Source organism: Microbulbifer sp. SAOS-129_SWC (genome assembly GCF_039696035.1).
GTDB lineage: Bacteria > Pseudomonadota > Gammaproteobacteria > Pseudomonadales > Cellvibrionaceae > Microbulbifer.
In genome coordinates, this window is record NZ_CP155567.1 from 23,952 (window position 1) to 35,362 (window position 11,411).

An 11,411-nucleotide genomic window follows, 5' to 3' on the forward strand; every position below is an offset into this window, starting at 1 on the left:
GGCTCACACCCCCGCGCGGTTAAATGCAGTAACGATATTGAGGCGCAGCGCGTTGACTGCCGGCAGCAGGCCGGTGACCAGGCCCAGCAGCAACATATAGCCCACCGCCTGCACGACGATATCGCCACCCATAACCAGGTTGGACAGGAACTGTGCCATCGCCGTTTTGGCGCCCTCGATCAGCAACTTGGCGGCACCGAGTCCGGCGAGGCCGCCGACCAGTGCGATTAGCAGCGACTCCAGCAGCACCATCTTGAAAATGCGCGCGCTGGAGAAACCGAGGGTTTTCAGCACGGCGATTTCGCCGGTGCGTTCGCGCACCGCCAGTGCCATGGTGTTGCCCACGACCACCAGAATGGTGAAGAAGGCCATAAACACCACACCGAAAATAATCAGGCCGATATTACCGATCTGTTCGATAAACGCCTTGCTGAAAGCCTTTTCCGTGCTGGTATCGGTTTCGAATGCGGAGTTGGCAAACGTCGTATCGATTTTTTTCGCCACTTTTTCATTCAGCGATGGATCTTCGGTAGTCAGTACCAGCCAGCCGATATTGTCGCCGCCGAAGCTCTGGGTCTCCTGGAAATACTTGTAGTGAAACACCATATAGCCGGTGTCGTACTGTTCGGTATTCCCGGTAAAGATACCGTCAATGACGAAATCCCAGGTGTGACCGCCGTTCTTCTGCGAAAAAATATTCGACGAAACCGGAATCTTGTCGCCGACTTTCCAGCCGTAGATCTTTGCCAGCTTCTCTCCCACCAGAATGCCCTGGCGGTCGCGCAACCAGGATTTTTTCTGCTCGGGTTTTACCACGACTTCGGGATACACACGCAGATAAGATTCCGGATCCACCGCCATCACCACCAGCTGTTTTTTCGGATCCTGGTAATAGCCGCCGAACCAGTTGGCGTGGGTTACATTTTTCACGCCGTCCATTGCCGCGACCTTGCGGAAATAGGAAATCGGCAGTGGCACGGTGAAGTTGATGCGGTTGACCACCATCAGGCGGTTGTCCGCGGCCAGATCCACACCCGCATCGAGTGCGCCTTTCAAAGTGGTCACCGCGCCGTAAATCAGGAAGGCGATAAAAATGGCAAAACAGGTCAGAAAAAGCCGCAGTGGCTTCCTCGTCATGTTCTTGTAGATCAAATAGAAATCGCTCATGCCGCCACTTCCTTGTGCACGAATTCGCCCTTATCGAGGTGCACGGTCTTTTTCGCGTAGTCGGCGGCGGCCGGGTCGTGGGTAACCATGACGATGGTCTTGCCGTGCTCGCGGTTGAGCAGCTGCAGCATTTCCAGGATTTCGTCGGCGGTCTTGCGGTCCAGGTCGCCGGTGGGTTCGTCACACAGGATCAGCTGTGGGTCGGAGACGATGGCGCGGGCGATGGCGACGCGCTGCTGCTGGCCGCCGGACATTTCGCTGGGCATATGCCTGGCGCGGTCGTTGAGGCCGACCAGGGTCAGCGCCGTTTCCACGCTGGCGCGCCGCTGTGCCTTGGAAAGATTGGTCAGCAGCAGCGGCAGCTCGACATTGCGCGCGGCATTGAGCATCGGCATCAGGTTATAGAACTGGAAAATGAAGCCGATATTGTGCGCGCGCCAGCGGGTCAGCTGACTTTCCTTGTACTGGTCGATGCGCTCGTCGTCGAACCAGATCTCACCCCCGCTGGGCTGGTCGACGCCGCCGAGCATATTCAGCAGCGTGGTCTTGCCGGAGCCGGACGGCCCCATGATGGCGAGGAACTCACCGCGCTCAATGGTCATGTCGAGACTGTCGAAGATTGAGATCTTCTCCTTGCCTTTGACGAAACTCTTGCTGACCCCTTTCAACTCAAACAGCACACCCTCTGACATCGCCGATTCCTCCGGTGATTCTATTGTTTCGGTAAATCCTCTATCACTGATTCGTCGCGCTGCAGGAAGGCGACCTTGACGCCCATGTCCGGCAGTATGCGCGCGTCTTTTTCGTCGATCGCAATGCGCACTCGCACCGTGGCCTTGGCGCGGTCAGCGGTGGGGATGATTGCCGCCACGGTGGCGGGGATATCCCAGTCGGGGTAGGCGTCGAGATTGGCGCGCACCTTCTGTCCGGTGGACACGCGGCCGATAAACGCCTCATTGACATCCACCTGGATTTCCAGCGAATCCATATCGACGATGGTGCAGATACCGGTGCGGGTGAACCCGCCACCGGCGGAACTGGGCGCGACGATTTCCCCGGGCTGGGCATTCTTGACCGTGACCACGCCGGCAAAGGGCGCGCGGATGGTGAGGTCGTTCAGGTATTCGCGCTGGCGCTGTACTTCCAGTTGCGCCACCTTGATGTCGGCACGCGCACTGGCGCGCTGCGCCTGCAGGCTCTGCACGTCGGCCTCGCTGCGGGTCAGCTGTGCGCGGCTGGAGTAGTGCTTGTCGCTGAGGTCGGCGTAGCGCACCTGCTGGCGGTGCGCCTCGCCGAGATTGGCGACGATACTGTCGAGGCGTGCCCGCAGCACCGTCACCTTGGCTTCCGCCAGCTCCAGGTTGGTGCGCGCCTTGGCGTCGTCGAGGTGCGCCAGTACCTGGCCCGTCCTGACCCGCATACCTTCCTCGACATCGACACTGGTGATCAGCCCCATCACCTGCGCCGATACGGTGGCCATGCGCCGCGCGGTGATATAGCCGGAGGCATTCAGCACGGCGGCGCCGGGTATCGGTTCGGATGTCTCGGCGGGGGAGGGATCCGCGCTGCTGACCGGTGTGACGGCGGGCTCGATGGTGGCGGTTGTCTGGGGAGCCGGTGACGGGGCGCCGGTGAACAGGGAAACCGCGAGCGCGCCAAGCAGCAGGCCGCCGGCAGCGCCGATGGCACCGGCGATCAGCCCGCGCTGCGACGGCGGCGGTGCGGTCCTGGCATCGCGATCAATCTTGAGCTGGCCGAGCAGCTCACTGGTGTTGTTGCCCATGGCACCCCGATTATTGTCGTTACTTCCTGTATAGGGGCCAACTCTGGCAGAAAAAAGCAACTTTGACTATCGCCCCGGGTAGGCGTTGCGGCGGGGCGACTGCGGCGCCGGTCAGTTGCGCCAGAAGGCCGGGGTCAGCAGTACCAGCAGCGTGAAGATCTCCAGGCGGCCGAGCAGCATGGCCAGGATCAGTAGCCACTTGGCGCGCTCGTCCAGGCCGCCGTAATGGGCGGTGGCGTCACCCAGCGCCGGGCCGATATTGCCCATGCACGAGGCCACGGTGGAGAAGGCGGTCTCGAAGTTTTCACCGCAGGCCATCACCGCCACGGTCAGGGTAAAGAACGACAGGATATAGACGGCAAAAAACCCCCACACCGCATCGGTAACCCGCTCGGGAATGATCTTGCGGTTGACCTTGATCGGGATCACCGCACTCGGGTGCACCAGGCGATTCAGTTCGCGCAGCCCGGATTTCATGATCAGCATCACCCGCACCGCCTTGATGCCGCCGGAAGTGGAGCCGGCGCAGGCACCCACGATGCCCACCAGAATCAGCACGTAGGGCAGGAAAGCGGGCCAGGCGGCGAAGTTGACCGAGCCGAAGCCGGCGGTGGTGCCGATCGACACCACCTCGAACACGCCGTGCAACAGGCTGGTTCTGAGATTGAAGGTACCGGACATCCACAGGTAGCCCACCACCAGCGCGCAGGCACAGGCTGTCAGTCCCATATAAAAGCGGAATTCGGAATCGCGCCAGTAGTGCCACAGGCTGCGGTTGCGGAAGGCGTAGAAGTGCAGGCTGAAATTGACCCCGGCGGCGAGCATGAACACGATGCTGACGATCATGATCGCGTGGTTGTTGGCGTAAAAGCCCATGCTCGCATCGTGGGTCGAGAAGCCGCCGTTGGCGACGGTGGCGAAGGCGTGGCAGACGGCGTCGAACATGGTCATGCCGGCAGCCCAGTAGCCGAGGATACAGGCGATGGTGATGGCGATGTAGATCCACATCAGCGCCCGCGCCGTCTCGGCGATGCGCGGTGTCAGCTTGGTGTCCTTGACCGGTCCCGGCACCTCCGCCTTGTACAGCTGCATGCCGCCGATACCCAGCATTGGCAGGATCGCCAGCGCGATCACGATCACGCCGATACCGCCGAACCACTGCAGCTGGCCGCGGTAGTAGAGAATCGCCGGCGGCAGGCTGTCGAGACCGGTAATTACCGTGGCACCGGTAGTGGTCATGCCGGAGATGGATTCGAAAATCGCGTCGGTGACATGCAGGTGCGGCTGGTTGCTGATGATAAACGGCAGGGCACCAAAACAGCCGAGAATCAGCCAGAACAGCGACGTCACCACAAAGCCGTCGCGGGTGCGCAGTTCCTGGTGCAGGTCGTGCACCGGCAGCCACATGAACAGGCCGGTGACCAGGGTGATGACGAAGGCGGCGCTGAACGCGCTGTGGGTGTTGTCGCCGTACCACAGCGACACGCCGATCGGCGGCAGCAGTGTCAGGCTGAACACCGTCAGGAGAATTCCGAAAACTCGCGCAATTACAGCTATTCGCATCGGCGCCAATCAGCCCGTGTCGTTATTGTTAGAAGAACCCGAATCCTACCTGGAACAGCTGCTCCACGTGGCGGGTATGGCGGCGGTCCACGAGGAACACGATCACGTGGTCGTCGGTCTTCACCACCACATCGTCGTGGGCGATCAGCACCTCGCTGCCGCTCGCGGTCTCGCGCACGATGGCGCCGATGGCGGCGCCCTCGGGCAGGTCGATATCCTCAATTTTCCTGCCCACCACCTTGGAGGTGCGCTCGTCGCCGTGGGCGATCACCTCGATCGCCTCGGCGGCGCCGCGGCGCAGCGAGTGCACATTGACCATGTCGCCGCGGCGCACGTGGGTCAGCAGGCTGCCGATGGTGTTCTGCTGCGGCGAGATGGCGATATCAATCTCGCCGCCCTGCACCAGGTCGACATAGGCCGGGTTGTTGATCAGGGTCATCACCTTGCGCGCGCCGAGGCGCTTGGCCAGCAGCGACGACATGATGTTGGCCTCGTCGTCGTTGGTCAGCGCGAGGAACACATCGGTGTCCTCGATGTTCTCCTCCAGCAGCATTTCCTGGTCCGAGGCGCTGCCGTGCAGCACGATGGTGTTGGACAGTTCTTCAGACAGGAACAGGCAGCGCTGGTGGCCGCGCTCGATCAGCTTGACCGAGTAGCGGTGCTCGAGCTTGTGCGCCAGGCGCAGGCCGATGTTGCCGCCGCCGGCGATCATGATGCGTTTGTAGCCCTGTTCCAGGCGGCGCAATTCGCTCATCACCGCGCGGATATCGGTGCGCGCGGCGATAAAGAACACCTCGTCGCCGGCCTCGATCACCGTGTCGCCCTGGGGAATGATCGGGCTGTTGCGGCGGTAGATGGCCGCGACACGGGTGTCCACCTTGGGCATGTGCTGGCGCAGGTAGCGCAGCTGGTGGCCCACCAGCGGCCCGCCCTGGATGGCGCGCACCGCGACCAGCTGTACGCGGCCACCGGCAAAGTCCAGCACTTGCAGCGCGCCCGGGTGTTCCATCAGCCGCGCGATATATTCCGACACCAGCTGCTCGGGGCTGATCAGTACATCGATCGGGATCGCCTGTGGATCGAACAGTTGCGGGTACTGCAGGTAGGCGGCGGCGCGCACGCGGGCAATCTTGGTGGGCACCTTGAACAGCGAGTGCGCGATCTGGCACGCCGCCATATTGGTCTCGTCGTTGTTGGTTACGGCGACGAGGATATCGGCGTCCTCGATGCCGGCATCGAGGAGGATATTCGGGTGGGAGGCGTGGCCGGCGACAATACCGATATCGAGGCGATCGCGCAGTTCGCGCAGGGTTTTCTCCTCGTTGTCCACCAGCACAATGTCGTTGCGCTCCGAGGCCAGGCTTTCCGCCAGCGAGCCGCCCACCTGACCCGCGCCGAGAATGATGATTTTCATAAGCGATTACAGCCGACTTTTTATACTGGCCGCAGGGCGCGCCGTGCGCACCGTAAACTGGAAAAGGGCCAAGGTTGGGTAGCGCGCTGCCTACGCCTTGTGCAACAGAGCGTAGTAGAAACCGTCGCCACCGTCGGTTTGTGGAAACAGCTGCATGCCGGCGGCCTGCGGCTCGCCCCAGGCGCTGCCGCCGAGCAATTGCGGCGTATTGTCGCTCGCATCATCAGTCTCCGCAACGAAACGGGCCACCACCGCGGCGTTTTCCGCCGGCAGCACCGAACAGGTGGCATACAGCAGGCTGCCGCCGGGCTTCAGCAGTGACCACTGGGCGCGCAGGATGCGCCCCTGCAGCTCGGCCAGCTCGGCAATGTCCGACGCGCGGCGCAGCAGCTTGATATCCGGGTTGCGGCGGATCACGCCGGTGGCGGAGCAGGGCGCGTCGAGCAGAATGCGGTCGTAGGGGGTGCCGTCCCACCAGTCCGCAGTGGCGGCGGCATCGGCGCAGATCAGTTCCGCTTCGGCGCCGATTCTGGCCAGGTTTTCCGCTACCCGGTCGAGGCGTTCCTCGTCGATATCCAGCGCGGCGAGATGGATGTCCGGCTGCAGCTCCAGCAGGTGGCAGGTCTTGCCGCCGGGCGCCGCGCAGGCGTCCAGTACCCGCTCGCCCGGCTGCGGTGCCAGCAGCAGCGCCGCCAGCTGGGCGGACTCGTCCTGCACGCTGACCAGGCCCTCGTCGAAGCCGGGCAGCTCGGTCACCGCACAGGCCTCGTCGAGCACGATGCCCACCGGCGAGATGGCGCAGGGGCGCGCCTCTATGCCGGCCAGTTGCAACTGCTGCAGGTAGTCATCGCGGGAGGTTTTGGCCCTGTTGACGCGCAGCGCCATCGGCGGGCTGGCGTTGTTGGCGCGCAGGATGTCGCCGGCGCGTTCGGGCCAGGCGGCCTTGATCTGCTGCTGCAGCCAGGCCGGGTGCATGGAGCTGAACTGCGGGTTGCCGGACAGCTTGCGCTGCAGCGGCTCGCGATTGCGCAGGCTGTTGCGCAGCACCCCGTTGATGACGCCGGTGGCGCGGTCGAGGCCGAGGGCGCGGGCGGCGTTAACGGTGGCGGAAATCGCGGCGTGATCGGGCACGCGGGTGTATTCCAGCTGGTACAGCCCGAGCAGGATCAGTGCCTCCACCTCTTTGTCCGCCGGTGGCTTGCGCAGCAGCTTGCCCGCCAGCAACTGCAGGCGCGGCGCGGTGCGCGCACCGCCGTAACAGAGTTCGCGCAGCAGGCCGCGGTCGCGCTCGCTCACCTGGGCCTCGGCGCGCGGCAGCAGTCGCGCCAGCGAGCCCTGGCCCGCCAGCAGTTTGGTCAGGACCTGCGCCGCCAGGGCGCGCGCGTCATTCGTCATCGGCTTGCCCCAGTCGCTGCCCCGGCGCGAACAGCGCGCGGTAGCCCTTGAGAATTTCCGCAGCCGGCAGCGCCTTTTTACCGGGCAGCTGTAGCAGTTCGAGGCGTAGCGCCTCGCGGCCGCAGGCCACCAGGATGCCCTCGTCGTCGGCATTGATAATGGTGCCGGGCGCCTCGCTGTGGCAGCCGCGCTCGTGTCTGGCGCGATAGACCCGCAGGCGCTGCGCGCCCTTGCTGTCGCGGTAAGTGGTCCAGCACACCGGGAAGGGATTGAAGGCGCGCACCTGGCGCTGCAGCTCGTCGGCCGGGCGGCTCCAATCCAGGCGCGCCTCCTCCTTGCTGATCTTGGCGGCGTAATTGGCCGCGCTGTCGTCCTGCGGCCGCGGCGCGGCGCTGCCGCTGGCCAGCTGCGCCAGCGCCTCGAGCAGCGCCGGGCCACCGAGTTCAGCCAGTTTGTCGTGCAGGCTGCCGCCGCTATCGGCGGCGCTGATCACACAGCGCTGCTCCACCAGCACCGGCCCGGTATCCAGGCCCGCCTCCATCTGCATGATCGCGACGCCGCTCTCGGCGTCGCCGGCCTCGATGGCGCGCTGGATCGGCGCCGCGCCGCGCCAGCGCGGCAGCAGCGAGGCGTGCACGTTCACGCAGCCGAGGCGCGGCGTGTCCAGCACCGCCTGCGGCAGGATCAGGCCGTAGGCCACCACCACCATGATGTCGGCGCCGAGCGCAGCCAGCTGCGCCTGTGCCTCTGCGTCGCGCAGGCTTGGCGGTTGGTAGACGGGGATATCGTGTTGCGCCGCCAGTTGCTTGACCGGGCTCGCAACCAGCTTCTTACCGCGCCCGGCGGGGCGGTCTGGCTGGGTGTAGACGGCGATCACCCGGTGCGGGCTGTCGAGCAGCGCCTGCAGGTGCACGGCGGCAAAATCCGGCGTGCCGGCGAAGATAACGTTCAGTGGCTGGGTCATAGACTCATACAAACAAAAACCGCCGGGCTGGCCGGCGGTGGGTATTCGGGTTCGCGGTGGCGCCGGCTCAGGCGCGCTTGCGCTGGGACTTTTCCAGCTTGGAGCGGATGCGATTGCGCTTCAGCGGCGAGATGTAATCGACGAACAGTTTGCCGTCCAGGTGGTCGATCTCGTGTTGGATACACACCGCCAGCAGCCCTTCGGCCTCGATGGCGAAGGGTTCGCCGCCGCGGTCGAGCGCCTTGACCCGCACCTTGCGCGGCCGCTCCACGGTCTCGTAGAAGCCGGGGACCGACAGGCAGCCCTCGTCGTACTGGTGGATCTCCTCGTCCAGCACCTCGACCTGCGGATTCACGAACGCCAGCGGCTCGTTCTGCTCCTCGGATACGTCAATCACCACGATGCGCTGGTGCACATTGACCTGCGTCGCGGCGAGGCCGACGCCGGGGGCCTCGTACATGGTTTCGAACATGTCGTCGATCAGCGTACGCAGTTCGTCGGTGACTTTTTCGACCGGCTTGGCGACCTGGCGCAGACGCGGATCGGGGAATTCGAGTATCTCAAGTTTGGCCATAACACCTGGGCATCTCTGTCAATTTACTACACGTGTGCCCGGACGCAGGCACACGCTCGCCACGATTTCCAGAGCTGTCCAGCTGTGACAAACTTCTAGTAATCGTGGAACTTGCGCTGATAACATAATGATCGCGCTCAATATTTGCCGATTGAAGCCATTTTGTTCTAGTGGCCTCCGCCAGCTTGTGACGACAGTAGCCACTCAGCCAGCGGCCCGGCGCTGTGAATTATAGCGATAAAGAGCATAGGAATGCTTCCATGAGAAAAATTATTCTGGCCGCGGCCCTGACGCTGGCGGCGGCTTTTGGCATTCACGCACAGGATCAGGTGCGCCTCAACCCCAACCACCCGGACGTCTATGTGGTGCAGAAGGGCGACACCCTGTGGGATATCTCCGCTCGCTTCCTCGCCCAGCCCTGGTACTGGCCGGAGATCTGGCAGGCTAACCCGCAGGTGGAAAACCCGCACCTGATCTACCCCGGCGACCGCCTGCGCCTGGTCTACGTCGAGGGCCAGCCACAGCTGCAGCTGGAGCGCGGCCCGCGCCCGTACAAGCTGTCTCCGGCCACCGACAGCAATGCGCTGCACCCGCAGGTGCGCCGCGAGGCGATCGCCGAGGCGATCCCGGCGGTGCCGCTGGAGGCCATCAACGCCTTCCTGTCGCGCACCCGCATCGTCGATCTGGACGCCTTCAACGGTACGCCCTATGTGATTTCCGGTGCCGACCAGCGCATCCTCAACGGCGCCGGCGATAAGATCTACGTGCGCGGCGACTTCCACGAGCCGCTGGCCTCCTACGGTATCTACCGCCCGGGTGAGCTGTATGTGGACCCCTACACCGGTGAAAAACTGGGCATGAAGGCGCTGGATGTCGGCTCCGCCGACCTGTTCCAGCTGGACCCGGACCGCCGCCAGGATTTTGCCGTCGCCACCATGGAAGTCACCCGCGTGGCGCGCGAAGTGCGCCTCGAAGACCGGCTGATGCCCGCCGAGGAACGTTCCATCGCCGCGCTGTTCCAGCCCGGCGCACCGTCGATTCCGGTGGACGGCGTGATCATGGGCGTCGATGAAGGCGTTACCCAGATCGGCAAATACGACGTGGTCGCGATCAATCGCGGCGAGCGCGAGGGCCTGCAGCCGGGCCATGTACTGGCCATCTACAAGCGCGGCGCCACCGTGCGCGACCGCATCGAGCGCGAGGACGTCAAGCTGCCGGACGAGCGCGCCGGCCTGATGATGGTCTTCCGCACCTTCGACAAGATGAGCCTGGCACTGGTGCTCGAAGCCGATCGGCCGCTTGAAGTGATGGACCTGGTGCGCAACCCTTAAGCGCACCGTCCGGATTCTCTCCGGCGGACCGGGATCTCCGGTCCGCCACTACCGTAAAAACTCGAATATCCCGGTGAATCGCATGGATGCGCTGACCGCCACACTGATGTTGTGCCGCCTCGACGGTATGGGCCCCGGCCGCTACTGGCAACTGCTCGAACACTGCGGTGACGCCGTCGCCGCGCTGCACAATTTCCCCGACAAACTCCTCGACCGGCTGCCGGACAGCGCGCGCATGCTGTGGCGCGAGTACGAGCGCCGCGGCGCCGCCAGCGCACTCGCGGCGTGGGCCGCGGCCGAGCGTGCGCGCTGTGCCGACGCCGGCGTGCAGCTGCTGTGTTGTGGCGACGGCGGTTACCCGTCGCTGCTGGCACAGATCTCGCGGCCGCCGCCGCTGCTGTATGTGCGCGGCAACGCCGATGCGCTGCACCTGCCACAGATCGCCGTGGTCGGCGCACGTCGCGCCAGCCGCGCGGGTCTCGATAACGCGCGCGCCTTCGCCGCCGACCTGGCCGGCGCCGGCTTCACCATCACCTCCGGACTGGCACTGGGTGTCGACGCCAGCGCGCACCGCGGCGCGCTGCAGGCCGGCGGCGCCACCGTGGCGGTGCTGGGCAGCGGCGTGGACAAACTGTACCCGCGCCGCAATGCCGCGCTGGCGGGGGAGATCATCGCCAGCGGCGGCGCCGTGATCAGCGAATTGCCGCTCGGCAGCGCCGCGGAAGCGGCGCACTTTCCGCGCCGCAATCGCATCATCAGCGGCCTGTCACTGGGGGTACTGCTGGTGGAGGCGGCACTGCGCTCGGGCTCGCTGATCACTGCGCGCCTGGCGCTGGAGCAGAACCGCGAGGTATTTGCGATCCCCGGCTCGATCCACAACCCGCTGGCGCGCGGCTGTCACAAAATGATCCGCGACGGCGCCGCGCTGGTGGAGACCAGCGCCGATATCGCCGGCCAGCTGGGTGGGTTGCTGTCAGTCGCGTCCGTGCCGCAGGACGCCGCCGCGGCGCCGCTGCCGCCGGAGCAGCGCGCGCTGGTTGCGGCGCTGGGCGGCGATCCGCGCAGTATCGAGCAGCTGGCGGCGGACACCGGTGGCGACGCCGGCAGCCTGATGGCCGCACTGCTGCAACTGGAGCTGGCGGGCCTGGTGGAGACACTGCCCGGCGGCTACCAGCTGACACGCCGTGGCGCCGCCTATCTAGAACCACAGCACTAGCAGT

Annotated in this window: 10 protein-coding genes; 2 read left to right on the forward strand and 8 right to left on the reverse strand. The window is 64.8% G+C overall.

What is annotated here, in order from left to right:
- Window positions 1-3: 3 nt before the first annotated feature.
- The 8 genes from ABDK11_RS00110 to def form a co-directional block, all read right to left on the reverse strand.
- Window positions 4-1,167 (reverse strand): FtsX-like permease family protein, encoded by a 1,164-nt coding sequence (locus ABDK11_RS00110; RefSeq protein WP_346838287.1) that lies wholly within the window; start codon window positions 1,165-1,167, stop codon window positions 4-6.
- A complete protein-coding gene (locus ABDK11_RS00115) occupies window positions 1,164-1,859 on the reverse strand; it encodes an ABC transporter ATP-binding protein (RefSeq protein ID WP_346838288.1) in 696 nt (231 codons plus the stop codon). The genes ABDK11_RS00110 and ABDK11_RS00115 overlap by 4 nt, the downstream gene beginning before the upstream one ends.
- 20 nt (window positions 1,860-1,879) lie before the next feature.
- Window positions 1,880-2,950 carry an efflux RND transporter periplasmic adaptor subunit gene (locus ABDK11_RS00120; protein WP_346838289.1) on the reverse strand — a complete coding sequence of 357 codons (1,071 nt, stop codon included), beginning with the start codon at window positions 2,948-2,950 and terminating at the stop codon, window positions 1,880-1,882.
- A gap of 111 nt (window positions 2,951-3,061) precedes the next feature.
- A complete protein-coding gene (locus ABDK11_RS00125; RefSeq protein ID WP_346838290.1) occupies window positions 3,062-4,513 on the reverse strand; it encodes a TrkH family potassium uptake protein in 1,452 nt (483 codons plus the stop codon).
- Window positions 4,514-4,541: 28 nt separating this feature from the next.
- Window positions 4,542-5,927, reverse strand: a complete 1,386-nt coding sequence (gene trkA, locus ABDK11_RS00130; protein WP_346838291.1) for a Trk system potassium transporter TrkA — start codon at window positions 5,925-5,927, stop codon at window positions 4,542-4,544.
- Window positions 5,928-6,017: 90 nt separating this feature from the next.
- Window positions 6,018-7,322: a 16S rRNA (cytosine(967)-C(5))-methyltransferase RsmB gene (gene rsmB / locus ABDK11_RS00135; RefSeq protein WP_346838292.1), complete on the reverse strand. Its 1,305-nt coding sequence runs from the start codon at window positions 7,320-7,322 to the stop codon at window positions 6,018-6,020.
- Window positions 7,312-8,286 (reverse strand): methionyl-tRNA formyltransferase, encoded by a 975-nt coding sequence (gene fmt, locus ABDK11_RS00140; protein ID WP_346838293.1) that lies wholly within the window; start codon window positions 8,284-8,286, stop codon window positions 7,312-7,314. The genes rsmB and fmt overlap by 11 nt, the downstream gene beginning before the upstream one ends.
- 67 nt (window positions 8,287-8,353) lie before the next feature.
- Window positions 8,354-8,860 (reverse strand): peptide deformylase, encoded by a 507-nt coding sequence (gene def / locus ABDK11_RS00145; protein WP_346838294.1) that lies wholly within the window; start codon window positions 8,858-8,860, stop codon window positions 8,354-8,356.
- A 260-nt stretch (window positions 8,861-9,120) separates the two neighbouring features.
- On the opposite strand from def, the gene ABDK11_RS00150 reads away from it, so the two are divergent.
- Together ABDK11_RS00150 and dprA are read left to right on the forward strand one after the other, a co-directional pair.
- Entirely contained in the window at window positions 9,121-10,191 is a 1,071-nt protein-coding gene (locus ABDK11_RS00150; RefSeq protein ID WP_346838295.1) for a LysM domain-containing protein, read from the forward strand.
- A gap of 82 nt (window positions 10,192-10,273) precedes the next feature.
- The gene (gene dprA / locus ABDK11_RS00155; protein ID WP_346838296.1) at window positions 10,274-11,407 is read left to right on the forward strand and encodes a DNA-processing protein DprA; all 1,134 of its coding nucleotides are present in this window, start codon (window positions 10,274-10,276) and stop codon (window positions 11,405-11,407) included.
- The last annotated feature ends 4 nt before the right edge of the window (window positions 11,408-11,411 follow it).

Coding starts and splice junctions, on each gene's coding strand:
- ABDK11_RS00110 (WP_346838287.1), bottom strand. CDS start 1,167: ATGAGCGATTTCTATTTGATCTACAAGAACATGACGAGGAAGCCACTG.
- ABDK11_RS00115 (WP_346838288.1), bottom strand. CDS start 1,859: ATGTCAGAGGGTGTGCTGTTTGAGTTGAAAGGGGTCAGCAAGAGTTTC.
- ABDK11_RS00120 (WP_346838289.1), bottom strand. CDS start 2,950: ATGGGCAACAACACCAGTGAGCTGCTCGGCCAGCTCAAGATTGATCGC.
- ABDK11_RS00125 (WP_346838290.1), bottom strand. CDS start 4,513: ATGCGAATAGCTGTAATTGCGCGAGTTTTCGGAATTCTCCTGACGGTG.
- trkA (WP_346838291.1), bottom strand. CDS start 5,927: ATGAAAATCATCATTCTCGGCGCGGGTCAGGTGGGCGGCTCGCTGGCG.
- rsmB (WP_346838292.1), bottom strand. CDS start 7,322: ATGACGAATGACGCGCGCGCCCTGGCGGCGCAGGTCCTGACCAAACTG.
- fmt (WP_346838293.1), bottom strand. CDS start 8,286: ATGACCCAGCCACTGAACGTTATCTTCGCCGGCACGCCGGATTTTGCC.
- def (WP_346838294.1), bottom strand. CDS start 8,860: ATGGCCAAACTTGAGATACTCGAATTCCCCGATCCGCGTCTGCGCCAG.
- ABDK11_RS00150 (WP_346838295.1), top strand. CDS start 9,121: ATGAGAAAAATTATTCTGGCCGCGGCCCTGACGCTGGCGGCGGCTTTT.
- dprA (WP_346838296.1), top strand. CDS start 10,274: ATGGATGCGCTGACCGCCACACTGATGTTGTGCCGCCTCGACGGTATG.